Annotated in this window: 21 protein-coding genes and 1 pseudogene; 12 read left to right on the top strand and 10 right to left on the bottom strand. The window is 63.5% G+C overall.

From position 1 onward, the window contains the following. Positions 1-102: 102 nt before the first annotated feature. The 6 genes from NKH41_RS02630 to NKH41_RS02655 form a co-directional block, all read right to left on the bottom strand. A complete protein-coding gene (locus NKH41_RS02630) occupies positions 103-1,284 on the bottom strand; it encodes a serine hydrolase domain-containing protein (protein WP_352767164.1) in 1,182 nt (393 codons plus the stop codon). 149 nt (positions 1,285-1,433) lie between these two features. After that, complete coding sequence (locus NKH41_RS02635; protein WP_352539328.1) at positions 1,434-2,468, bottom strand: ABC transporter substrate-binding protein; 1,035 nt, start codon at positions 2,466-2,468, stop codon at positions 1,434-1,436. Between the two features lie 23 nt (positions 2,469-2,491). After that, positions 2,492-3,292: an ABC transporter permease gene (locus NKH41_RS02640; RefSeq protein WP_352469567.1), complete on the bottom strand. Its 801-nt coding sequence runs from the start codon at positions 3,290-3,292 to the stop codon at positions 2,492-2,494. Continuing rightward, a complete protein-coding gene (locus tag NKH41_RS02645) occupies positions 3,285-4,205 on the bottom strand; it encodes an ABC transporter permease (RefSeq protein WP_352767162.1) in 921 nt (306 codons plus the stop codon). The genes NKH41_RS02640 and NKH41_RS02645 overlap by 8 nt, the downstream gene beginning before the upstream one ends. Next, a complete protein-coding gene (locus tag NKH41_RS02650; protein WP_352767160.1) occupies positions 4,205-5,299 on the bottom strand; it encodes an ABC transporter ATP-binding protein in 1,095 nt (364 codons plus the stop codon). The genes NKH41_RS02645 and NKH41_RS02650 overlap by 1 nt, the downstream gene beginning before the upstream one ends. A 139-nt stretch (positions 5,300-5,438) precedes the next feature. Beyond that, positions 5,439-7,106, bottom strand: a complete 1,668-nt coding sequence (locus NKH41_RS02655; RefSeq protein ID WP_352767159.1) for an amidohydrolase — start codon at positions 7,104-7,106, stop codon at positions 5,439-5,441. A gap of 141 nt (positions 7,107-7,247) precedes the next feature. Between NKH41_RS02655 and NKH41_RS02660 the strand changes: the two genes are divergently transcribed. The 6 genes from NKH41_RS02660 (at position 7,248) to NKH41_RS02685 (ending at position 14,146) form a co-directional block, all read left to right on the top strand. After that, the gene (locus NKH41_RS02660) at positions 7,248-8,279 is read left to right on the top strand and encodes a histone deacetylase family protein (protein WP_352539331.1); all 1,032 of its coding nucleotides are present in this window, start codon (positions 7,248-7,250) and stop codon (positions 8,277-8,279) included. A gap of 237 nt (positions 8,280-8,516) precedes the next feature. Continuing rightward, a complete protein-coding gene (locus NKH41_RS02665) occupies positions 8,517-10,160 on the top strand; it encodes an MFS transporter (protein WP_352469562.1) in 1,644 nt (547 codons plus the stop codon). Between the two features lie 137 nt (positions 10,161-10,297). Continuing rightward, positions 10,298-11,158: an FAD binding domain-containing protein gene (locus NKH41_RS02670; protein ID WP_352742808.1), complete on the top strand. Its 861-nt coding sequence runs from the start codon at positions 10,298-10,300 to the stop codon at positions 11,156-11,158. Beyond that, positions 11,158-11,634, top strand: a complete 477-nt coding sequence (locus NKH41_RS02675; protein ID WP_352539334.1) for a (2Fe-2S)-binding protein — start codon at positions 11,158-11,160, stop codon at positions 11,632-11,634. The genes NKH41_RS02670 and NKH41_RS02675 overlap by 1 nt, the downstream gene beginning before the upstream one ends. Positions 11,635-11,636: 2 nt before the next feature. Next, positions 11,637-13,901 (top strand): xanthine dehydrogenase family protein molybdopterin-binding subunit, encoded by a 2,265-nt coding sequence (locus NKH41_RS02680; RefSeq protein ID WP_352767312.1) that lies wholly within the window; start codon positions 11,637-11,639, stop codon positions 13,899-13,901. After that, positions 13,901-14,146: a MoaD/ThiS family protein gene (locus NKH41_RS02685; RefSeq protein WP_023675441.1), complete on the top strand. Its 246-nt coding sequence runs from the start codon at positions 13,901-13,903 to the stop codon at positions 14,144-14,146. The genes NKH41_RS02680 and NKH41_RS02685 overlap by 1 nt, the downstream gene beginning before the upstream one ends. An 85-nt stretch (positions 14,147-14,231) precedes the next feature. On the opposite strand, the gene NKH41_RS02690 is transcribed toward NKH41_RS02685, so the two are convergent. Then, on the bottom strand, positions 14,232-14,684 hold the full coding sequence (locus NKH41_RS02690) for an Lrp/AsnC family transcriptional regulator (protein WP_352682548.1): 453 nt from the start codon (positions 14,682-14,684) through the stop codon (positions 14,232-14,234). A gap of 322 nt (positions 14,685-15,006) precedes the next feature. Between NKH41_RS02690 and NKH41_RS02695 the strand changes: the two genes are divergently transcribed. After that, on the top strand, positions 15,007-15,813 hold the full coding sequence (locus tag NKH41_RS02695) for a nucleoside recognition domain-containing protein (protein WP_502906013.1): 807 nt from the start codon (positions 15,007-15,009) through the stop codon (positions 15,811-15,813). Positions 15,814-15,870: 57 nt separating this feature from the next. On the opposite strand, the pseudogene NKH41_RS02700 reads toward NKH41_RS02695, so the two are convergent. Further along, positions 15,871-16,068: pseudogene (locus NKH41_RS02700) on the bottom strand (chloride channel protein); the annotation flags it as partial. Positions 16,069-16,268: 200 nt separating this feature from the next. On the opposite strand from NKH41_RS02700, the gene NKH41_RS02705 reads away from it, so the two are divergent. Beyond that, complete coding sequence (locus tag NKH41_RS02705; RefSeq protein ID WP_352448193.1) at positions 16,269-16,553, top strand: SCP2 sterol-binding domain-containing protein; 285 nt, start codon at positions 16,269-16,271, stop codon at positions 16,551-16,553. Between the two features lie 208 nt (positions 16,554-16,761). On the opposite strand, the gene NKH41_RS02710 is transcribed toward NKH41_RS02705, so the two are convergent. Beyond that, a complete protein-coding gene (locus NKH41_RS02710) occupies positions 16,762-17,364 on the bottom strand; it encodes a GNAT family N-acetyltransferase (protein WP_352767309.1) in 603 nt (200 codons plus the stop codon). A 208-nt stretch (positions 17,365-17,572) separates the two neighbouring features. After that, the gene (gene odc2 / locus NKH41_RS02715) at positions 17,573-18,706 is read right to left on the bottom strand and encodes an ornithine/lysine decarboxylase (protein WP_352767156.1); all 1,134 of its coding nucleotides are present in this window, start codon (positions 18,704-18,706) and stop codon (positions 17,573-17,575) included. A gap of 563 nt (positions 18,707-19,269) precedes the next feature. Between odc2 and NKH41_RS02720 the strand changes: the two genes are divergently transcribed. The 4 genes from NKH41_RS02720 (at position 19,270) to NKH41_RS02735 (ending at position 23,267) form a co-directional block, all read left to right on the top strand. Then, positions 19,270-20,469: an amidase gene (locus tag NKH41_RS02720; protein WP_352767153.1), complete on the top strand. Its 1,200-nt coding sequence runs from the start codon at positions 19,270-19,272 to the stop codon at positions 20,467-20,469. Between the two features lies 1 nt (position 20,470). Continuing rightward, entirely contained in the window at positions 20,471-21,370 is a 900-nt protein-coding gene (locus tag NKH41_RS02725) for a LysR family transcriptional regulator (protein WP_352469556.1), read from the top strand. 86 nt (positions 21,371-21,456) lie between these two features. Beyond that, complete coding sequence (locus NKH41_RS02730) at positions 21,457-22,125, top strand: DUF1007 family protein (protein ID WP_352469555.1); 669 nt, start codon at positions 21,457-21,459, stop codon at positions 22,123-22,125. After that, a complete protein-coding gene (locus NKH41_RS02735) occupies positions 22,122-23,267 on the top strand; it encodes a nickel/cobalt transporter (protein WP_352767307.1) in 1,146 nt (381 codons plus the stop codon). The genes NKH41_RS02730 and NKH41_RS02735 overlap by 4 nt, the downstream gene beginning before the upstream one ends.

Below are 23,267 nucleotides of genomic sequence, written 5' to 3' on the forward strand. Positions count from 1 at the left end.
TCGAAACGAGCAGCGACCATAGGCGCAGAGCACTGCCGCGCCAACTGCGCCATTTTCAACCCGGCGAGAGGTCCACAGGAAAGGTCGGGCTGCCTGGATGGATCAGACCATCCGGCTCAGCGCCTCGAAGAAAGAAATCATATCCAGATCGAGCGGATCGTCGACCGGTACCGGCTGCGACGACATCTTTGCGATCACAATTTCGGCCTTCGGATTGACGTAAAGCCACTGGCCGTGGATGCCGATGCCGCAGAAGGCGCCGCTTGCCGCGCCCGTCTGGTACCATTTGTTGCGATAACGGCCACGCGGAAACAGGAACGCCATCGTGCCGCGCCGCCAGGCCTCGGCGTCACCGCCAGTTTCGGTCGTGTCGCGCATCCAGGCTTCCGGCACGACGCGGCGGCCATTGGCCACGCCGCCTTGCCGCATCATCTCGCCGACGCGTGCAAGGTCGCGCGGCGTCACCGAAATGCCGCCGGCAGTGCGCGCCGTGCCTTCCACGTCGACTGTCACCGAGGCGTCGCCGACGGCGCCGAGCGGCTCCCATAATTTTTCGCGCATCAGATCGTCGAAGCGCCGGCCCGACGCACGTTCGAGCAGGATGCCAAGCAGGTCGGAATTGGGCGAACGGTAGCGGAACGTCCGGCCATGCGGCTCGGCCAGGCCCTGCAGCGTCGTGAGGAAAGTGGCCAGGCTCTCGATGCCCCCGCCTGGATTCCACAGCATGGCGCGGCGGTAGCGGGCGAAGGCGCTTTCCGGATCGAGATAGGCCTCTTCGAAATCGAGGCTGACACTCATGTCGAGCACGTGCCGCACACGCGCATCGCCATAGGCCGAGCCGGCGGCTTCGGGCAGATAGCGGCTTACCGGTGCCTGCGGATCGAAAATCCCCTCGCCTTCCAATATGCCGGCAACAATGGCGGTCAGCGACTTGCTGATCGAAAAGACGATGTGGCGCGCCCCAAACTCCATATGCCGCGCGAACCAGTCGCCGACGAATTTGCCGCGTTTCATGATCGTCAGCGCGTCGGTATCGGAGCGCGCGAGAAACGCCGCGACAGTCTCCGCGCCGCCTGCAAGAGCGACCTTTTCGCCAAGTGGCCCGCCGAAATCCTGCGCCGGCGCCTCGCTGCTGCCCGGCTGTGCCGCCACGGCAGCGCTCGGCACCAGCTCGCCGACATTCTGGAACGACCACCGGCTGAACGGGCTTTCCCGCCAATTGCCGAGCAGCACCTCCTTGCGGGCAAAGCCATATCTGGTTTCGAACGCGGTCTTGCCGGCCATGGGCGCTTCCTTCCGGGTCTTTGGCGTTCTAGGCGAGCGCCGCGGCGATGGCGTGCACGGCTTTCAGTGTCGCCACCGATAGGCGACGTTAAAAAATGCGGACAAAATGGACCCGGCGGGCGCCTGCCGCCGGGTCCATCACGATGCGGTCACTTCTGCAGTTCGGTCCAGATCTTGCTGTAGATTGCCTGCACGTCCTCGGAACACAATTTTTGCAGCTCGCCATGCGCCTTGACGTCTTCCGGGATGATGACTTCCGGCGCATCCTTCATATCGGCCGGCATGTACTTGTCGGAACCGGCAATGCCGTTGGCGTAGCGGTGGAAGGCGGATAGGCCGGCGGCGTTTTCCGGATCCATGATGAAGTTCTGGAACAGCTTGGCGTTCTCGACATTCTTGGCTTCCTTCAGGACCATGACGTTGTCGCTCCAGAGGCCAAAACCTTCCTTGGGATAGAAATAGTGGATCTTGGGGTTCGCCAGCCGCTGGCGCAGGGCTGAGCCGTTCCAGTCGCTGGTCGCCTTGAAATCGCCGGCGCCCATTTTCTCGATGGTATTGTATTCCATCGCGATCCAGTTCGGCTTGGCAGCAACCAGCGTGTCACGCACCTTCTTCAGCGTTTCCTTGTCGCTGGCGCATTGCGCAGCGCCGACATATTTGGTTGCCGCGAACATGACGTCGTTCATTTCCGGCACGACGTTGACCTTGCCCTTCAGTTCGTCGGGTGTGTTGAAGATGATGCCCCAACTGTCCGACGGCCCCTTGTAGACATCGGTGTTCACCACGATACCCACCGTGCCCCAGGCCCATGGCACGGAATATTTGCGGCCCGGATCGAAATCGGGATTGGCCCATTCCGGCGCCACGTTCTTGAAGTTCTCCATCTTGCCGGGATCGGTCTCCTGAACGAGGCCTTCCTTGATCCAGATCGGCACGAAGGTTTGCGAAGGCACCGCGATGTCGAAGCCGGTGCCGCCCTGGCGAACCTTGGCCAGCGCCGTATCGTTCGAATCGTAATCGGTGATGGTCACCTTGATGTTGTATTTCTGCTCGAACTTCTTGATCACGTCGGGGCTGGTGTAGTTGCCCCAATTGTAGATGTTCAAAACGCCGTCCGCGAAAGCGCCGCTTGTCGAGGCGAGCAGCGCCAACCCGACGGCGGTCGCTGATGTCTTCCAGTTCATGTTTTAGCTCCCATTTTCGATTTTCAGTCCCGTTTCCTGCTGATGAAGAAAAACAACGTCACGATGGCGACCGACAAGAGCAGGAACACGGTCGATATCGCGTTGATCTCCGGCGTTATGCCTCGACGTATCTGGCCAAGCATGTAGGTCGGCAACGTGTCCTGGCCGCCCGATTTCACGAACTCGGTGATGACGACATCGTCGAGCGAGATAACGAAGGCCAGCATCAATCCGGCCAGGATGCCGGGCCAAAGCAGCGGCAGGGTGATGCGGCGGAACGTCTTCCACGGCGTCGCATAGAGATCGGCGGCTGCCCGTTCCAGCGTCAGGTCCATGTTCTCCAGCCGCGCCCGGATCGGCAGGTAGGCGAACGGAATGCAAAAGGCCGTATGCGCCGCGATCAGGTAGCCGAGCCCGGAATAGCCGGTGAATATCTTGATGCGCGAGAAAAAGATCAGCAGCGCCACGCCGGTGACGATCTCCGGCACCATCAGAGGTTGGTTGATGGCGGCATATTTGAAGGTCAGGCCGGGATAGGGCGGCGTGCGCGTGGTGGCGAGCGCCGCCATGGTGGCGAAGATCGTGGCCAGGATCGCCGCGATGGCGCCGATCTGGAAGGAGCGCACGGTGGCGTCGATGACTTGCGTGTTCTGCCACGCCGACTGGAACCATTTGAGCGAGAAGCCGCCCCATTCCGACGTCGAGGTCGCGGCGTTGAAGGCATAGACGACCAGCACGACGATGGGCAGATAGAGCACGACGAAGCAGGTCGCGGCGATCGCGGTGAATCCCGGCTGATGCTTGATTGCGAAGCTGCTAGCCATGACGCATCTCCGACCGGCCGGTGTTGCGCACATAGGCGAGCAGCGCCACCATGACGATGACCATGACGGCGATCGACAGCGCCGAGCCGAGCGGCCAGTTGCGGCCTTGCCCGAACTGCAGCTCGATCAGGTTGGAAAGCATCATGGTCTTACCGCCGCCCAATAGGACCGGTGTGACATAGGCGCCGAGCGCCGGAATGAACACCAGGATGGAGCCGGCGATGACGCCCGGCTTGACCAGCGGGAAAATGATACGCCTGAGCACCTGGAAGCGTGTCGCATAAAGATCGTAGCCGGCTTCGACCAGCCGGAAATCGAGTTTTTCCATGCTGGCGTAGATCGGCAGCACCATCAGCGGCAGATAGACATAGGCCATGCCGATCAGGATTGCCGTGTCGGTGAAGAGTATCTGGATCGGCGCCGAGATAATGCCGAGCTTGAGCAGCACCGTGTTAATCAACCCTTCGTTGCGGATGATCTGCAGCACGGCGAAGGTGCGGATCAGCAAGTTGGTCCAGAACGGTATGGTGATCAGGAACAGCCAGAGATCGCGCGTCTTCTCGCTGCGCGTCGCCATGAAATAGGCAGTAGGAAAACCAAGCGCCAAAGTAGCGATCGTGGTCACGATGGCAAGCTTGATCGAGCGCCAGAAGATAGTGACATGGGCGGCAGCAATGGAAAGCGTGTCGTCGAAGATGTCGCGTTCCATGAACACCGATGTCCAGGCCTCGGGCGAGAATTGCCACTTCACGTCGCCATAAGGGCCGGGCGTCAAAAACGAATAAACCAGCACGATCAGCAAGGGACCGGTTGCTGCAAGGAAGATGATCAGCAGGGCCGGCGCCGACAGCAGCCAGCGGTCGCGGATGTCGCGCCGTTCGGCCGCCTTGGCGACTTCTTCCGCGCTCGTCATCAATCCCTCAGCACTTGCGCGGCGTCGTTGCCGATCGAGACGCCGACCTTGTCGCCCCGCTCGAAACCGCAGCCTGCGCTGCGCGTGTTCTGCTGGCGCACGGTGAAGGCTTCGCCGCTGTCCAGTTGGACATGAATATGCGTGTCGGTGCCGAAATAGACGATGTTTTCGACGGTTCCGGAAAGATCGCCCTTGCCGCCGGTCAGCTTGGCGTGTTCCGGCCTGACCACCAGCGTCGCATTCTCCTTCGGCTGGAAGCCCTCAGCCACCGTCGCGTCGATCGTCGCGCCGGATTTTAGTGTCGCGCGCGCCTTGCCGTTGCCGATGCCGGTGATGGCCGCGGTCAGGAAATTGGTTTCGCCGATGAAGTCGGCGACGAAGCGCTCGGCCGGCTTGTCATAGATGTCCCAGGGCGTGCCGACCTGCAGGATCTTGCCGGCCGACATCACGGCGATGCGGTCGGACATGGTCAGCGCTTCTTCCTGGTCATGGGTGACGAAGATGAAGGTGATGCCGGTCTGGTGCTGCAGCCGTTTCAGTTCGATCTGCATTTCCTTGCGCAGCTTGTAGTCGAGTGCCGACAGCGGCTCGTCGAGCAACAGCACTTTCGGCTGCGGCGCCAGCGCGCGGGCCAGTGCGACGCGCTGCTGCTGGCCGCCGGAGATCTGGCTGGTGCGGCGGGCACTCAGCGCCTCCATCTTGACCAACTTCAGCATCTCGGCGACGCGCGCCTTGATTTCGGTCTTCGGCTTGCCCAGCATCTCCAGGCCGAAGCCGATATTCTCGGCCACTGTCATGTGCGGGAACAGCGCATAGGACTGGAAGACGGTGTTGACCGGCCGCTTGAACGGCGGCAGCGGCGCGATGTCGTGGCCGTGCAGCAGGATTTCGCCTTCGCTGGGAAAATCGAAGCCGGCGATCAGCCTGAGCAGCGTCGTCTTTCCGCAGCCCGACGGCCCCAGCAGCGTGAAGAACTCGTTCTCGCGGATCGACACCGAAACCGTGTCGAGAGCGGCGACTTGTGCGTCCCCGGTACCGAACACCTTGCGGACGCTGCGGACCTCGATTGCACTCTTACCCGGTTGATCCGGCACGCATTACCCCATTTTCATGTCCGCTCTTGATGGCGGATCCAGTTCCCATTCGATTGTCAGCATATGCCGGTCGGCTTGGCAACCATGCATCTGGATCTCGGTTCAGAACGCAAGCCCCATGCCATAGTCAGCGCCATCATCAACCCCGGTAAGTGATCTTGCCGCCGCAGATGGTGCTGACCGAACGCACCTTGTGCAAGGAAGCCGGTTCAGTTGCCTCGATATCGGCCGACAGCACCACCAGATCGGCCAGATAGCCTGGTTTCAGCCGGCCCTTACGGTGTTCCATGTATTCGGCATAGGCCCCTTCGACCGTATAGCCCGCAAGCGCTTCCAGCAGCGAGAAGCTCTGGTCGGGATCGCCCTCTGCCCAAGGTTTGCGCAGCACCGCCGCCTGAATGCCCAGGATCGGGTCGACCCGCGACACCGGCCAGTCGGAAGCGAAAACGACATGCGCGCCCGCCTGCTTCAGCGTCCGCCAGGCATAGCTGAGCGGCCATCTTTCGCGGCCAATGCGCGAGAGCGTCGGCTCCAGCGGGAAGTCCATGGCGCCGGGCGGGTGCGGCGGCTGCATCGAGGCGACGACGCCGAGTTCGGCAAAGCGCGGCACGTCGGCGGCAGTGGTGACCTCGATGTGCTCGACCCGGTGCCGGCTGTCGCGCCTGCCGTTCTTCCGCCGCGCCGCCTCGTAACCGTCGAGGACCGCGCGCACAGCGCCGTCGCCTATCGAATGCACGGCGATCTGCAGGCCGCGCCGGTCGGCCTCCACTGCCACCTCGGCGAAATGCTCTGGCGTGAACAGCGGCTCACCGCGCCAGCCCGGCCGGTCGGCATAGTCGTCGACCATGACCGCGGTCCAGCCTTCCAGCACGCCGTCGTAAAACATCTTGACCATGCCGGACGACAGCCATTCCGATCGATAGGAGTTGGCCATGCTCGATGCCTTTTCCAGCTTGTCGAGCGTCATGAAGTTCTTGAAATGAAAAGGTATCTTGGTGCGGCAGAGCAGCCGCCCTTCCTGCTCCAAACCGGCAAGCAGTTCGAGCTGGTAGAGATTGCCGTCCATGTTCTGGATCGAGGTGATGCCGTGGCGGGCGCACCATTCCAGACCGCGATGCATCAGGTCGCGATCGGCCGCGACTTCGGCTGCGGAAGGGTACGGCTCGGGCTCGCCGCCTGTCGCAAGGCCGAGCCGCACGCGGTTCTGCCCGGAAAGCTCGAGGATCGGCCCAAACGCCTCGCCCTCACGCAATTCGCCGGCCGCAAGGCCGTCGGCACCCATGACGATCTCGTTGCCGGGGCCGAGTTGCTTGCCGTGCAGGATGCCAGCCAGCTTCAGCGCCTTGGTGTTGGCCCACATCGTGTGGTGATCGGAAGCCGACATGGCGAACGGCCGGTCGGCGATGATGCGGTCGAGATGATGGCGGGTGACCGGCTCTTCCTTGGAAAGGATGGTATAGTCGACGCCGGCCCCAAGCAGCAATTTGGCGTTCGGCCGTGCCGCAGCGTAGGCGCGGATCGCGTCGCTCAGCGCATCGAAGCCATGCACGCCCTGAAGGTGCAGATTGTCCAGTTCGGCGGCGCCGCCGAAAAGGTGCATATGTGCTTCGATGAAGCCCGGCACCACCGAACCGCCTTGCGCATCGATGATCTTCGTGGCCGGCCCTTTCAGCGCCTCGATCGTCCGGCGATCGCCAACCGCCAGGATGTTGCCGTCCTTTATCGCCACCGCTTCGGCTGTCGGATTGCCTTCGTCCATCGTCAGCACACGGGCATTGGTGACGATCAGGTCGGCATTTGAACTCATGATTACCCGCAGGTCGGTTGCGCTGCCGGCAGGCTAGACGACCGGCTGCCGGGCCAGCAAGCCATGGCTGGTTGGCCCAGCGCCTTGTGAAAGGCAGTGCAGGACGGTTAGGGTCGCCGCGTCTCACCACGGAACAATTTCATGAAGACTGTTTTTTCGCCTTTCCATGCCGGCCATTCCGGCAATGTCGAATTGATCGCCGGCGCCATCGTGCCGGCCTTTGAAAAGCCGTCGCGCGCCGAGTTCATCAGGGCGCGGGTGGAGAGCGAGAAGCTCGGTCCGATCCTGCCGCCGGAAAGCCACGACCTCGCCGCCGCCAGGAAGGTGCATGCCAGCGACTACATCGATTTCCTGCCGACCGTGTGGCCGCTCTGGGAAGCATCGGGCCGCAGCGGTTCGGCCATTCCCTTCACCTGGCCGACGCGCGGCCTGCGCGGCGACGTGCGCCCGAAAGGCATCGATGCGCTGCTCGGCTTCTACTCCTTCGACGGTGGCGCGACGTTCGTCAAAGGCACATGGGATGCGATCAAGTCGTCCTATGACGTCGCGTTGACCGCCGCCGCGCTGGTCAAGGCCGGTGAGCCTTCCGCCTTCGCGCTGTGTCGCCCGCCAGGGCACCATGCGGGGGCGGCCTTCATGGGCGGCTATTGCTTCATCAACAACGCCGCCGTCGCCGCGCAATGGTTCCGCGACCATGGCGCCGGGCGCGTTTCGATCCTCGACGTCGATTATCACCACGGCAACGGCACCCAGGAGATATTCTATCGCCGCGGTGACGTTCAGGTGCTGAACCTGCATGGCGATCCGATGACCGAATATCCCTTCTTCCTCGGCCATGCCGACGAGCGCGGCGAGGGCGACGGCGAAGGCTTCAACGACAATTACCCGATGCCCTTCGGCACCGGCTGGGAGGTGTGGAACGCCTCACTCGAGGACGCTTGCACGAGGCTTTCGGCTTATGCTCCTGATGTTGTCGTGGTTTCACTCGGTGTCGACACCTTCGAGAAGGACCCGATCAGCCAGTTCAAGCTGAAGACCCCCGACTATCCCAGGATCGGCCGCCGCATCGCCAGGCTCGGCCTGCCGACGCTGTTCGTCATGGAAGGCGGCTACGCCGTCGAGGAGATCGGCATCAACGCCGTCGGCGTGCTGACCGGCTTCGAGGACCGCTAGAAGTGCCGCCGGTGCCTGCCAATCAGATGGCAGCGCTCGGCAAGCGGTACCGCCTGCCTGACCGATCGTTCAGCCTGCGGCGGCACGCGCTGACCCGCCCGCTATCCTGTTGTTGGACCATGATGTTTTTCCAGAATGCGTTCGCCCTTTGCGAAATGATGTTCTATTTTTTGAACCCACGGCTTGCGGGGCCTATTGATCGGAAGAACAAACGCATTTGAGCCCGGGAAAGCATTTATGAACGACGACACACCGGAAAGCGAAAGCGCCTCGGCGCTGGCGCCGTTCCGGCACGGCATCTTCCGGGCGGTGTGGTCCGCCAGCCTCGTCTCCAACTTCGGTGGCCTCATCCAGGGCGTTGGCGCCGCCTGGATGATGACGACGATCGCCACCTCGTCCTACCAGGTGGCATTGGTCCAGGCCTCGACCACCTTGCCGATCATGCTCTTCGCGCTGCTGGCCGGCGCCATCGCCGACAGCTTCAACCGGCGCAAAGTCATGCTGATCGCCCAGATCTTCATGCTCGTCGTCTCGGCTCTTCTGACCGTCTTCACCTATCTCGACCTGATGACGCCGTGGACGCTGCTCGCCTTCACCTTCCTGATCGACAGCGGCACCGCGCTCAACAGTCCGTCCTGGCAGGCTTCGGTCGGCGACATGGTGCCTCGCACCAAGGTGCCGGCGGCGATCGCGCTCAACTCGATGGGCTTCAACCTGACGCGCAGCGTCGGCCCGGCGATCGGCGGCATCATCGTTGCCGCGGCAGGCGCTGCCGCGGCCTTCGCCGTCAACACGCTGAGCTATGTCGGCCTCATCGTCGTGCTGGCCCGCTGGAAGCCGGAACTGCCGGCATCGACCTTGCCGCGCGAGACGCTGGGCGCCGCCATGGGTGCCGGCCTGCGCTATGTCGCCATGTCGCCCAATATCGGCAAGGTGCTGGTCAGGAGCTCGGCTTTCGGCTTCAGCGCCGGCGCGGTCCTGGCACTGCTTCCGCTGGTCGCGCGTGACGTCGTCAAGGGCGATGCGCTGAGCTACGGCATCATGTTAGGGGCTTTCGGCATCGGCGCCGTCGGCGGCGCGCTGACCAGCGTCAGGCTGCGGCAGCTGCTGTCCAGCGAGACCATGGTACGCATGGCATTCGCCGGCTTCGCCGTCTGCGCCTTCAACGCCGCCGTCAGCGATCATGCCTGGCAGACGTCGCTCGGCCTGCTGCTCGGCGGCGCCTGCTGGGTGACGGCGCTGTCGCATTTCAACGTCACCGTGCAGATGTCGACGCCGCGCTGGGTGGTCGGCCGCGTGCTTTCGGTCTACCAGACCGCGACCTTCGGCGGCATCGCGCTCGGCAGCTGGGTCTGGGGTGTCGTTGCCGACGCGCATGGCGCCGAAGTCGCCCTGATGGCGGCCAGCGTCGCCATGCTGGCGGGAGGCGCCATCGGCCTGCTGCTGCCGCTGCCGCAGCAGGCCGTGCTCAACCTCGATCCGCTCAACCGTTTTCAGGAGCCGCATCTGGCGCTTGATCTCAAGCCGCGCAGCGGTCCCATCGCCATCATGATCGAATATGTCATCCGCAACGAGGACGTACCGGAATTCCTCGCCACCATGGCCGAGCGCGGCCGCATCCGCCGCCGTGACGGCGCCCGCAACTGGACCTTGGCGCGCGATCTCGAAAATCCCTCGATATGGATCGAGCACTACCACACGCCGACCTGGGTCGAATATATCCGCCACAATCGGCGCGCCACCTACGCCGACGCCGTCATCGGCGAGCGCATAAGGGCGCTGCACAGCGGCAACGAGCCACCGCGCGTCCGCCGCATGATCGAGCGCCCGACGACAGCCGGCACTGCGCTGGTGATGCCGAAGGGACCGATCGAGCATTAGTGGCTGGCGGTGCGTCCAGTTGGACGAGCAAAATGAGATTGCGGCGCCTGGCCCAATCCGCGAGTGCACGAACAGGATGGCCATTGTGGAGAGACGGTTATATCAGTTGGTGTGACTATGACCACTAAGGGGAGACGATGCGCTACATACGTCCGCTTTCAATGGAAGATGCCGTTGGCCAGTTGGCCGGATCAGCCGGCACGGCCGCCATCCTCGCCGGAGGCAGCGACCTCTTGGTGCGAATGAAAGGCGGGTTTATCGAACCCGACCTGATCGTCGATATCAAGGCGATCGACGGGCTTGGCGAGATCAGGGAAACAGCCGAGGGCTTCAGCATCGGCGCGGCGGTCTCCTGCGCATTGCTGGGCGAGAACACGGCCCTGCAGAAGGCATGGCCTGGCGTCGTCGAAGCGGCCAAGCTGATCGGCTCGAAGCAGGTGCAGGGACGCTGCACCATCGTCGGCAATCTGTGCAACGCCTCGCCGGCCGCCGACAGCGTGCCGGCGCTGGTCGCCGCTGGCGCCAAGGCTGTGGTCGTCGGCCCGGGAACCAGGCGCACGATTGCCGTGCAAGCGGTGCCGACTGGGCCGGGCAAGACGTCGCTGGCCAAGGGCGAGATCATCGAGGCAATCCTGCTCGACAGCCGTCTGCCGCGTTCGGGCGATGCCTATCTGCGTTTCATTCCGCGCACGGAGATGGACATAGCGGTGGTAAGCGCCGGCGTGAACTTGACGCTCGATGAGCAAGGTCGCGTCAAATCCGCCCGTCTGGCGTTGGGCGCCGTGGCGCCGACGGTGATTCTGGTCGAGGAGGCCGCCGAGGTTCTCATCGGCTCCAAGCTGGACGAAGCCACGCTGGAGAGGCTCGCCAAGGTCTGCTCGGGCGCCTGCCGGCCGATCGACGACAAGCGCGGCACCATCGAATTCAGACGGAAAGTCGCGGGTGTGCTGGCCAAGCGGGCCGCCACGACCGCCTATGCACGCGCAGGAGGCAAATGATGGCTGGTGTGGCAGTATCAACGACAATCAACGGCGACAATGTCGAGTTCCTTTGCCAGCCGGACGAGACGCTGCTTGATGTCCTGCGCGATCGCCTGGGGCTGACGGGCGCCAAGGAAGGCTGCGGCACCGGCGACTGCGGGGCCTGCAGCATCATCCTCGACGATCGGCTGGTGTGCTCGTGCCTGGTGCTCGGCGCGGAGGCCGAGGGCCGGCACGTCGAGACCATCGAGGGCATGGCGCACGGCGACAGGCTGCATCCGCTGCAGCAGAAATTCCTGGAGCACGCCGCACTTCAATGCGGCGTCTGCACGCCGGGCTTTTTGATAGCGGCGAAGGACCTTTTGGCCAAGAACCCCGATCCGACCGAGGAGGAGATCCGCTTCGGCCTCGCCGGGAACCTCTGCCGCTGCACCGGCTATGACAAGATCGTGCGTGCCGTTCAGGACGCGGCCAGCGTGATGAAGGGAGCATGACGATGAATTTCGATCCGCGTTACTCCGGACGCAATTTCACCTCTGTCGGCACGCGTCCCATCCGTCCCGACGGCGTCGACAAGGTGACGGGCCGCGCACGCTATGGCGCCGACTTCAACATGGCCGGGCAACTGGTCGGGCGCGTTCTCAGAAGCCCCCATGCGCATGCCACGATCAGGAAGATCGACACGTCGAAGGCGGAGAAGCTCGCCGGCGTCAAGGCCGTGATCACCGCGGCCGACCTGCCCGACCTCACCGACGGCGATGCCGCCATGTACGACATCCTCGACAACTGCATGGCGCGCAAGAAAGCGCTCTATGACGGCCATGCCGTGGCCGCGGTGGCTGCGGTCGATGCCCGCACGGCGAGGCAGGCACTGAAGCTGATCGAGGTCGACTACGAGGTGCTGCCGCATGTCACCGACGTCGACGAGGCGATGAAGCACTCCGCACCTCTGGTCAACGACGCCATCTTCACCGAGGGCCTCGAGCAAAAGCCCGTCAAGCCTTCCAATGTCACCAAGCGCACCCAGTACGGCCATGGCGACATCCACGTAGGTTTCGGCCAGGCCGACTTCGTCGTCGAGCGCTCCTTCAAGACCGAGCAGACGCACCAGGGTTATATCGAGCCGCATGCCTGCGTGGCCAATGTCAGCTCCGACGGCACCGCCGACCTGTGGGTCTGTACGCAAGGCCATTTTGTCTACCGCCAACATTGCGCCCAACTGCTTGGCATGGAAGCCTCGAAGCTGCGCGTCACCTCCTCGGAGATCGGCGGCGGTTTCGGCGGCAAGACCCATGTCTGGGCCGAGCCGGTGGCACTGGCGCTGTCACGCAAGGCCGGGCGGCCGGTCAAGCTGGTCATGACGCGCGACGAGGTGTTCCGCGCCTCCGGCCCGACCAGCGCCACCTCGATCGACGTTCGGATCGGCGCCCGCAAGGACGGCACGATCACGGCGGCCGAGGCGACGCTGCGCTATAGCTGCGGCCCCTATGCCGGTACGTGGGCCGAGATCGGCGCCATGACGGCCTTTGCCTGCTACAAGCTCGAGAACGTCAGGACGGTCGGCTACGAAGTGCTGGTCAACCGGCCCAAGACCGCGGCCTATCGCGCGCCGTCGGCTCCGATGGCGGCGTTTGCGGTGGAAAGTGCGGTCGACGAGCTGGCCAAGGAGATCGGCATGGACCCCGTCGAGTTCCGGATCAGGAACGCGGCGCAGGAAGGCACCAGATCGTCCTATGGACCGGTATACGGCCCGATCGGCATCGGGCCGACGCTGGAGGCGGTGAAGAACCATCCGCACATGAAGGCGCCGCTCGGCAAGAACCAGGGCCGCGGAATGGCCTGCGGCTTCTGGTTCAATTTCGGTGGCCAGACCTGCACCGACCTCAACATCGGCATGGACGGCTCGGTCTCGCTTGCCGTCGGCACGGTCGATGTGGGTGGTTCCCGCGCGTCGCTTTCGCTGGTCGCGGCGGAGGAGCTCGGCATCCCCTATGAGCAGGTCAAGGCGGTGGTCGCCGATACCTCCAGCCTCGGCTACAACGACATGACGGACGGCAGCCGCGGCACCTTCTCCTCCTCCATGGCGACGATCTCGGCCGCCCGCAACGCCATCAAGGTGTTGCGGGAACGCGCCGCGCAGATGTGGGACATACCCGTCGACGACGTGGTCTGGGAAAAAGGTCACGCGATTGCCAAGGGCGAGAAATACGGCAACCTTGCAGCATTGTCGCTGAAGGAGATCGCAGCCGCGTCAGGGAAGACGGGGGGACCGATCGCAGGCCACAGTGAGCTCGTCGCCGACGGCGCCGGCGTCTCCTTCGCTACCCATATCTGCGATATCGAGGTCGATCCCGAGACCGGCTCCACCAGGGTGCTGCGCTACACCGTCGTTCAGGACGCCGGCAAGGCGGTGCATCCGACCTATGTCGAGGGGCAATACCAGGGTGGTGCCGCGCAAGGCATCGGCTGGGCGCTCAACGAGGAGTATATCTACGGCAAGGACGGGCGGCTGCAGAACCCTGGTTTCCTGGATTACCGCATCCCGGTCTGCTCGGACCTGCCGATGATCGACACGCAGATCCTCGAGATCCCCAACCCAAACCATCCCTACGGGGTGCGCGGCGTCGGCGAGACCTCGATCGTGCCGCCGCTGGCGGCGATCGCCAATGCGGTGTCGAACGCCGCGGGCGTGCGCATGACTCATATCCCGATGTCGCCGCCGCGCATCCTGGCGGCGATCGAGGCGGAACGGGGAGGCTGATGGTCGAAGTAACGCTCTGGGGGTCGCTCGGCGCGATCGCCGGAGGCAAGAGCAAGGTCGAAATCGAGGCGAAGGATATTCGGGAGCTGTTCAGGAAACTGGCTGAACAGTATCCCGGCCTCGAGCCATACATCGATCGCGGCATCGCCGTCGCCATCGACGGGACGATCTATCGCGACACCTGGTCGAAGGAACTGCCGGAAGGGGCGGAGATTTTCCTGCTGCCGCGCCTTGCCGGGGGATGATTTGGGCTCGAGCTCAAGCCGCGCTCCGTGCGGCCAATGCTCGTTTATGAATTCGCGGCCCAGCAGGTCTATCGCAACCTAACATCTACAGTGGAATTGCGGTCACTTCTTTGGCCGTTCGGATCACGAACATCGTGTGGTACCGCGCGACGTTGCTTCGGTCTCGGAACAGTCGCTCGCACAGCGCATCGAACTCTTCCATATCCGTCAGGCGGAGCATGAGGACGGCGTCGGTTTCGCCGCTTACACTGTGGGCCTGAGTGACGGCCGGTTCCTGGGCGGCCAACTCGAGAAAGTCCCGCATATACTGCTCACCATGACGCTCCAGTTCGACGGTGACGATCGCCTTCAAGCCCCGGCCAGCCTTTGCCGGTGCGAGAAGCGCGACAACGCGGCTAATGACACCGCTTTTCTTCAGTCGTCGTATGCGGCGCAGGCAGCTCGAAGGGGAAAGCCCGATTAACCCCGCCAGTTTGGCGTTAGTTCGTGAGGCATCATCCTGGAGCAGGTTGAGAAGCCTTCTGTCGATCTTGTCCATGTTGGTCGCGCTCAGCGTCGGTGCGTTGCAATTTTATTGCACGGAATCGCAAACTTTGACCACAAATGCGAAGCGTCTCACGCTACTCAGACGGCTCCAGGAATGATGGAGCAGCATGATGGCAATTTGCGCCGCCTTCTATCGCAAGACATTGGAGACGCTTGAAATCTATTGGGAACTGGTTCGCGTGATCGTTCCGGTTGCGATTGCCACACGGCTGCTGCAGGACCTTGGCGTCATCCAGGCGATTTCTCCGTTCTTCTCCCCGCTCATGTTGCAGGTGGGGTTGCCACCGGAACTCGCCTTTGCCTGGCTGACGGGATTGCTGGTCGGGATCTGGGGCGCGCTTGTGATCGTATTCACCTTGGTTCCGGTTTCGGCGCTCAGCACTGCCGACATGACGGTTCTTTCGGCTCTCTTGCTGTTTGCACATGCCATTCCGATCGAGCAACGGATCATTCAGAGGGCCGGACCGAGCTTCCTAGTCACCACGGCGCTTCGTATTGGCGGGGGTTTGGTCTTTGCTGTCCTTCTGCATCAGATATTCGCCGTGACCGGATGGCTGTCAGGACCGGTGAAGCCGGCGTGGATGCCGACGAATGAAAGCACCGACTGGGGCGGCTTTTTCCTGGGTACGCTCAAAACCCTGGGCATCATGCTCGTTGTTCTGCTTGCGCTGAGCTGGGTGATCGAGCTTCTAAAGATGTCGGGCATTTTGGATTGGATGAACAGAGGGCTTGCACCGCTCTTTCGGCTCGCCGGCATCGAAAAGCAGACGGTACCTTTCGCCGCTGTCGGCCTGTTTCTCGGGATTTCCTATGGTGCAGGACTGCTGATCCGCGAGGCGCGCACGCCTAGCGCGGAGCCGCGTCAGATATTCCTTGCCTGCGTGTTCATGGGTTTTGCCCATAGCCTCATTGAGGATACGTTGGTCGTCGTCACGCTTGGCGCTGATGTTACGAGCGTGCTTCTCGGTCGCCTAGCGTTTGCCGTGCTCGCGACCGCCGTGATCGCAAAAGTAATCAAGGCGGTTCCCGACGCTTTTTTCTTCAAGACACTCTTCCACAAGGAAGAAGACAGTTCGCGCAATCGGATTTCGGAGCCGGCGATTAGCGGGCCGTTGACGTGAGCCCACCTTACGCAGCAGCCGACATGTGTGTCGCATCGCTATCCGGACAGGACGCGGCTACCCCTCGCCCGACAGATCCCGCCGCGCCTTGTCGAGTTCCTCGGCATAGCGCCGCATCAGGTGGCCTTCGGTCAGCAGCCCGATCACCTTGCGATCGGTGAAATCCTCGACCACCGCCAATTCCTCGGCGCCGGCGCGCTGGAAGGTCTCGGCCGCCGATTGCACGTTCATGCTCGGCACCAGCACCGCATCCTTTGGCGAAGGACAGCACCGGCAACCATGCCCGCGTGATGCTGCGGCGATAAAGCCCATCTTCACCTCGGGGAACTGCGTTGACGTAAACGTCAACCCGAAGCTATATGCGCCGGCGGCCGTGGCTGTAAAACCAGGCAAGCGGCTTCGGCCAGGTCGAAGCGCCGGCGCGCGACAAACGCAAGCAGACGAGGAGAACCGCCATGAGCGTTCAGGAGATTGCCGACAACATCAGGTCGCGCGTGGCGAGTGCCGGGTTCGATCGCTCGGTGAAATTCGACACCGGCAGCGACGGCGTCATCGTCATCGACGGCGCCGATGTCTCGACTACCGATGCGCCGGCTGATTGCACCATAAAGCTGTCGCTCGACGATCTGGACTCGCTGATATCAGGCGACCTCAACCCGACCATGGCCTTCATGTCCGGCAAGATAAAGGTCGAAGGCGACATGAGCGTCGCCATGGCGCTCAGCCAGCTGATCGGCTGATCGGCCAAGCAAAGCGCCAATGGTCGACCTCGGCGCCGCCCCTCATCGCCCTGCCGGGCACTTCTCCCCGTATAGTGACGGGGAGAAGGGGCTGGCCGCAACGTCGATGCCGGCAGGCAGGTGAGGGGCAGCGCCGGCGTCCGGAACGGGCAATGGAGGCGAAACCGCCCTCCCACTCCGGCTCGGTCCTCTGAGCATCACGCCCCCTCTAGGCAGCGAGCGGCAGCCGCTGTGCCTTCAGCTTGCGCCCGGCCGCCTTCAGCGTGCCTTGCGCGCCGTCGAGCGCGCCGACAACCAGTTCCCGCGCCAGCAGGCGGTGCCGCTCGTAAGGCCCCGGCATGGCCAGCGAGCCGGTCTTTGCGGCCGAAAAACCGAAGCGCTTGTAATAGGGCGCGTCGCCGACCAGCAGGATCGCCGCATGGCCAAGCCGCTCGGCCTCAGTGACCGCATGGCGCATCAGCGCCGAGCCGATGCCGGCATTTTTCAGCGCCGGGTCGACGGCAAGCGGGCCGAGCAGCAGCGCTGCCTTGCCGCCCTCGCCCAGCACCACGTCCCACAGCCGCACCGTGCCGGCAACAGTGCCCGACGCGTCGCGCGCGACAAAGGCCAGGCCCTCCGAAGGCCGGCGGCCGCGCCGCAGCTTTTCCGACGACTTCTTCCGGCGCTTCGGCCCCATGGCGCGATCGAGCAAAGCCTCGCGAGCGCCAACGTCGGCGGCGGTTTCGGCGACGACCGCAATCTCCCCCCTCGAGGGGGAGATGTCGCCGAAGGCGACAGAGGGGGTTGTCGCGCGTGAAGCGCCGGCCTCCATCTGCGGCAGGAGGCCGAGTCCAGTCGAACCGACCCCCTCTGGCCGCTTCGCGGCCATCTCCCCCTCCAGGGGGGAGATCCCCACGCCTTCAACAATGAGATCTGCAATGTCCATTTCCGCGATCCTGCACAAGCGGATTGTTCCACAGGCGAGCCCGGGCGGGCGACAGGCGCCCACCGGGGATGATCTGAGCAACTCTTGCGAGCCCTCAGATCACGTAGGATCGGAGAGGCTCGAAGCCGTTGAAGGCGACCGATGCATAGGTCGTCGTGTAGGCGCCGGTGCCCTCGATCAGCACCTCGTCGCCGATGGTCAGCGACAAGGGCAGCGGGTACGGCGTCTTTTCGTACATCACGTCGGCCGAATCGCAGGTCGGGCCGGCGAGCACGCAAGGCGCGGTCTCGCTGCCGTCATGCGCGGTGACGATCGGATAGCGGATCGCCTCGTCCATGGTCTCGGCGAGACCGCCGAACTTGCCGATGTCGAGGAACACCCAGCGCACATTGTCGTTGTCGGCTTTCTTCGAGATCAGCACGACTTCCGACTTGATGACGCCGGCATTGCCGACCATGCCGCGGCCCGGCTCGATGATCGTCTCGGGGATCGCGTTGCCGAAATGCTTCCTGAGCGCCGAGAAGATCGCCTGGCCATAGGCCTGCCCCACCGGCACATCCCTGAGATAGCGGGTCGGGAAGCCGCCGCCCATATTGACCATCTTCAGCACGATGCCTTCGTCGGCCAGCGTCGCGAATACCTTCTTCGCGTCGGCCAGCGCGCGATCCCAGGCGGTCAGGTCGGTCTGCTGCGAGCCGACATGGAATGACACGCCATAGGCGTCGAGGCCGAGCGCCCTGGCATGGCGCAGCACGTCGACCGCCATTGCCGGCACACAGCCGAACTTGCGCGACAGCGGCCATTCGGCGCCCTCGCCGTCGGTCAGGACGCGGCAGAACACGCGGGCGCCGGGAGCGACGCGAGCGATCTTCTCGACTTCCTCGACGCAGTCCACCGCAAACAGCTTGATGCCGAGCTGGTAGGCGCGCTGGATGTCGCGCTCCTTCTTGATGGTGTTGCCGAAGGAGATGCGGTCCGCCGGCGCACCGGCGTCCATCGCCATCTCGACTTCGGCAACGGAAGCGGTGTCGAAGGACGAGCCCATCGCAGCAAGCAGGCGCAGGATTTCCGGCGCCGGATTTGCTTTCACCGCATAGTAGATCTTGGAATCGGGAAGCGCCTTCTCGAAAGCACGGAAATTGTCGCGCACGACATCGAGGTCGACGACGAGGCACGGGCCGTTCGGACGTCGGGTGGCGAGAAAGTCAAGGATGCGCTGGGTAGCCATCGGGTCTCTCCATCAGCGCCTTGCGGCGCGCACAAAGGCTTGCGGACGCGGGCTCTCGGCCTCGCGAACACGCGGTGGACAAAGGCGGGACGTCAAATCCATGGAACCAGCCGGTGGAGACCCCGGAACCATGAAGCGCCGTCTCGCGGCGGTGAACCTTGGCCTTGCCCGGCCTCGGTTCGCTTTGTCTGCCTTGGCTTGGATGGGAGACCCGTCCGCACTGCCGGCAATGAAGGTGTGCCTCTTCAGTAACCCCGGTCTTTGGACGACCGGCAGAACACCAGAAAGGCCCGCACCGTCGTTGCTTCAAGGTGTCCTCGGTTGGCGGTTGGCCGCTAAACCGACTGGAGGGGTTGGCTCCAGTTACCTTACCGATTACCCTCACCATTCGAGGATCGGCGGACACCCACAGGCACGTGCGACTTTGGGCAAGCGCGATATAAGATCGAAAGATTTCACAATCAATAAAAATCGTATGGCAGGTTGTAAAATTTGTGGCATCGAACAATGCTGCGGCAACCAGAAGAAAAATGCTGCGGCAAGCACATCCGGATATCGAACGCATGACAGGCACTCGCGGCCCGCTGAACGCTTTTCTCGACCTTGATCAAACCCCTGTAGCCAATGCGAAATCCGGCCCGCTTGCCGGCTTGCGGCTTGCCGTAAAGGACATCTTCGACGTCGCCGGCTACCGCACCGGCTGCGGCAATCCGCAGAAATACCGGGACGCTTCACCGGCCATGGCGACCGCGCCGGCCGTCCAGGCGCTGCTTGATTCGGGCGCCCGCTTCGTCGGCAAGACGCAGACTGATGAACTGGCGTTTTCCCTGCTGGGGCTGAACGCGCATTTCCCGTCGCCCATCAACCCGGCAGCACCCGACCGCGTCACCGGCGGCTCGTCCTCCGGTTCTGCCGCGGCAGTCGCCGGCGGGCTGGCCGACATTGCAACCGGATCGGACACCGGCGGCTCGATCCGAGCGCCGGCAAGCTTCTGCGGCCTGATCGGCCTCAGGACGACGCATGGCCGTATCCCGCTCGACGGCGCCATGCCGCTGGCGCCTTCGCTGGACACGTTCGGTTGGTTCGCAAGCGACATCGTCATCTACGAAAAGGTCGGCACGGTGCTGCTCGGCGACGATCCGCATTCCCATGACCTGAGACGCCCCGTCACTCTCGCTGAGCTGGACGGCCTCGTGCTCGGCCCGCACGAGGCCGACGAATATCTCGCCATGCTCCGCAGTGTCGCTTCGGTGCTGGGCGCACCGCGCAGCGTCGGCCCGCTGTCGCATTCGACCGACGATCTCTATTGGTGCTTCCGCAAGCTGCAAGGCTATGAAGCCTGGCAAAGTCACGGCGCCTGGATCGCCGGCGGCGACCGCATGCTGGGACCCGGTGTCAAGGAGCGTTTCGAGCACGGCGCGACAATCGACGCGGCAACCGCGCAATGTGAAACGGAACGTCGCGTTTCGTTTCGCCTCGAACTGGCCGGCCTGCTTGGCGACGACGGCGTTCTTGTGCTTCCGACCGCTCCTGGTGCCGCGCCGCTCAAGGCCGCGTCATTCGACGATTTGCAGACCTATCGCGAGCGGGCGCTGAGACTGCTCTGCCTTTCCGGCCTGTCCGGCTTTCCGCAAATCACGCTGCCGCTCGGCAAGACCGGCGGGGCGCCGTTCGGCCTTTCGCTGCTCGGTCCGAAGAACAGCGACCGGCAGTTGATTGCGCTGGCCGCCCGCATCCTTTCGGCCCACCAAGGAGGCGCATGACATGGATACGCTGACCCGCATGCGCGCCTTCATCGACGTGGTCGAGGCCGAAGGATTTTCGGCGGCGGCGCGCAAGATCGGCCGCTCGAAGGCGCTATTGTCGAAATATGTGCGCGAGCTGGAGGACGAGCTCGGCGCGCTGCTGCTCAACCGCACCACCAGGCAGTTTTCCCTGACCGAGGCCGGCCACACCTATTACCGGCGCGCCTCGGAGATCGTGCGCGAGGTCGACAGCCTTGCCGATGCGGTGCGCGAATCCTCCGGCGACGTGCGCGGCAGGATCAAGCTGTCGGCGCCGCGCACCTTTGCCGACGCGCCGATCGGCCAGTCGCTGATCGACTTCGCCAAGCAGCACCCCGACATCGTGCTCGACATCCATCTCGACGACCGTTTCGTCGATCTGGTCGAGGAGGGCTTCGATCTGGCGGTGCGCATTTCGCGGCTGGAAAATTCCTCGTTGATCGCCAGGCGCCTGGCGCCATTTTCGGTACGGCTTTGCGCGTCTCCTGAACTGATCGCCAGGCACGGCATGCCGGTCAGGCCGCAAGACCTTGCCCGCGTGCCTTGCATCATCGACACCAATGGGCGCTGGCTCACCAACTGGCCGTTCAAAGGCGACAGCGGCGATACGGTGAGCGTTTCGGTTTCCGGCCCGATCGAGGTCAACAGCCCGATGGCGGCAAGGGCCGCTGCCGTGGCTGGATTGGGATTTTCCGTCCTGCCGGATTTCATCGCCGCGCCCGACATCGAAAGCGGCAAGCTGCTGACTGCGCTGGATGACCGCATTCTGCCCGGCGGCGGCATTTTTGCCGTCTATCCGCACCGGCGCTATCTGCCTGCAAAAGTTCGCGTTTTCGTCGACTTCCTGGTGCAGTGGTTCAAGACGCTGGACAACGCATGAGCTTTCAGCCGCGTTGCGGTCCCATTTTCGCCCGCTTTCTGGTAACTGTCGGCAATTCACCGAAGCCGATTGAATCGCGACCGAGAATGCACCTGAAACGGCAAGCAATCATGCTGGCTTCGGCCTTGACCGCGACGTTTGCCGCCGTCGGACCGGCTGAGGTGCATCCCCACGTCTTCGCCGAAGCCCGCCTCGAAGTGGTCCTCGGCCCGGATCACCAAACTGTGAAGGCATTGCGTCATGTCTGGCGCTTCGACGATTTGTTTTCGAGCACGGTGATGATGGAGTTCGACAAGAATTCCGACCTGAAACTCGACGACAAGGAGCTGAAGGATGTCGCCGACACCGTCCATGCCTCGCTTGCCGAATTCAACTATTTCCAGCTCGTCACCGTCGACGGCAAGGACGTGGCAATGACCCCGCCGCCGCATTTGATGGCCAATTTCGACAATGACCAGTTGATCATCCTGTTTGAATCTGAACCGAAGGTACCGATCAAACTGAGCGGCAAGATAGATATCGGCGTCTACGACCCGACCTTCTACACCGCGATCGATTTCACCGAGGATGCCAATCTGCAGGTCGATGGGTTGCCGCCGACCTGCACCAGCAAGGTTGTCCGCCCGAACCCGGACGAGGCGATCGCCCAGAACCAGAAGACCCTGACCGAGGCCTTCTTCAACGATCCGACAGGCACCGACATGAGCAAGATCTTTGCCACCAAGCTTGAACTGACCTGTCAGCCGGAAGGATAGATCCAGTGACCAAACCGTCCCTGCGTTTGGCATTCGGTCTTCTGGCCGCCGCCTTTGTGATGACGCACTTTCTCGGCTCCGCCCACGCCCAGAGTTCACTCGGCATCGGCACCAATGACGGCATGGCTCCAACCGCCACCGGCCCGTTCGCCCACATCCTGATGTGGATCAATCTGCGCCAGCAGGAATTCTATCATGCGCTTGCCGGCGCGATGAAGGCGATGCGCCAGGACGGCAGCAAGTTGTGGCTGCTCATCGGCCTGTCCTTTGCCTATGGCATTTTCCACGCCGCCGGCCCCGGTCACGGCAAGGCGGTGATCTCTTCCTACATGGTGGCCAATGAAGTGGCGCTCCGGCGCGGCATCATGCTGTCCTTCGTCTCGGCCCTGCTGCAGGCGCTGACCGCGATCGTGGTGATGCTGGTCGCCTATTTCTTGCTGCGCGGCACTGCCGTCTCGATGACAGACGCCGCATGGTTCCTTGAAATCATGAGCTATGTCTTCGTCACTCTGTTCGGCGCCTGGCTGCTGTGGCGCAAGGCCGGCCCGGCCATCCTTCGCCTGTTCGGCGCAAATCCGGGCTACAGCCTCTCGGCTGCCCATGCCGGCCATTCACATGCCGGCCATTCACATTCCGCGCATGCCCATGCGGCACATTCCCACGCGCTTGATGCGCATGACCACCACGATCATGCGCATGACCACGGCGCCCACGACCACGCCCATACTGCGCACGATCACCACAGCCATGCGGCGGGCGAGGTCTGCGAGACGTGCGGACACTCGCATGCCCCCGACCCGGCGCTGCTTTCCGGTGATCGCTTCGATTGGCGCACGGCCTGGTCGGCGGTCGCTGCCGTCGGTATCCGCCCCTGTTCCGGCGCGCTGATCGTGCTGAGCTTCGCCTTGCTGAACGGGCTATGGTTCGGCGGCATCCTTTCGGTGCTGGCCATGGCGCTCGGCACCGCAATCACCGTCTCGGCCCTGGCGACGCTTGCGGTGACCGCCAAGAACTGGGCGGTGTATTTCGCCGGCGACGGCCGCATGGGCAACCGCATCCATTCCTTCGTCGAGATCGGCGGCGCCGCCTTCGTCTTCCTGTTCGGCCTGCTGCTGCTTTCGGCCAGCCTGACTGGCGCCTGA

It is taken from the genome of Mesorhizobium sp. M1169, assembly GCF_040318345.1.
Classification (GTDB): Bacteria; Pseudomonadota; Alphaproteobacteria; order Rhizobiales; family Rhizobiaceae; genus Mesorhizobium.

Coding starts and splice junctions, on each gene's coding strand:
- NKH41_RS02630 (WP_352767164.1), bottom strand. CDS start 1,284: ATGGCCGGCAAGACCGCGTTCGAAACCAGATATGGCTTTGCCCGCAAG.
- NKH41_RS02635 (WP_352539328.1), bottom strand. CDS start 2,468: ATGAACTGGAAGACATCAGCGACCGCCGTCGGGTTGGCGCTGCTCGCC.
- NKH41_RS02640 (WP_352469567.1), bottom strand. CDS start 3,292: ATGGCTAGCAGCTTCGCAATCAAGCATCAGCCGGGATTCACCGCGATC.
- NKH41_RS02645 (WP_352767162.1), bottom strand. CDS start 4,205: ATGACGAGCGCGGAAGAAGTCGCCAAGGCGGCCGAACGGCGCGACATC.
- NKH41_RS02655 (WP_352767159.1), bottom strand. CDS start 7,106: ATGAGTTCAAATGCCGACCTGATCGTCACCAATGCCCGTGTGCTGACG.
- NKH41_RS02660 (WP_352539331.1), top strand. CDS start 7,248: ATGAAGACTGTTTTTTCGCCTTTCCATGCCGGCCATTCCGGCAATGTC.
- NKH41_RS02665 (WP_352469562.1), top strand. CDS start 8,517: ATGAACGACGACACACCGGAAAGCGAAAGCGCCTCGGCGCTGGCGCCG.
- NKH41_RS02670 (WP_352742808.1), top strand. CDS start 10,298: ATGCGCTACATACGTCCGCTTTCAATGGAAGATGCCGTTGGCCAGTTG.
- NKH41_RS02675 (WP_352539334.1), top strand. CDS start 11,158: ATGGCTGGTGTGGCAGTATCAACGACAATCAACGGCGACAATGTCGAG.
- NKH41_RS02680 (WP_352767312.1), top strand. CDS start 11,637: ATGAATTTCGATCCGCGTTACTCCGGACGCAATTTCACCTCTGTCGGC.
- NKH41_RS02685 (WP_023675441.1), top strand. CDS start 13,901: ATGGTCGAAGTAACGCTCTGGGGGTCGCTCGGCGCGATCGCCGGAGGC.
- NKH41_RS02690 (WP_352682548.1), bottom strand. CDS start 14,684: ATGGACAAGATCGACAGAAGGCTTCTCAACCTGCTCCAGGATGATGCC.
- NKH41_RS02705 (WP_352448193.1), top strand. CDS start 16,269: ATGAGCGTTCAGGAGATTGCCGACAACATCAGGTCGCGCGTGGCGAGT.
- NKH41_RS02710 (WP_352767309.1), bottom strand. CDS start 17,364: ATGGAGGCCGGCGCTTCACGCGCGACAACCCCCTCTGTCGCCTTCGGC.
- odc2 (WP_352767156.1), bottom strand. CDS start 18,706: ATGGCTACCCAGCGCATCCTTGACTTTCTCGCCACCCGACGTCCGAAC.
- NKH41_RS02720 (WP_352767153.1), top strand. CDS start 19,270: ATGACAGGCACTCGCGGCCCGCTGAACGCTTTTCTCGACCTTGATCAA.
- NKH41_RS02725 (WP_352469556.1), top strand. CDS start 20,471: ATGGATACGCTGACCCGCATGCGCGCCTTCATCGACGTGGTCGAGGCC.
- NKH41_RS02730 (WP_352469555.1), top strand. CDS start 21,457: ATGCACCTGAAACGGCAAGCAATCATGCTGGCTTCGGCCTTGACCGCG.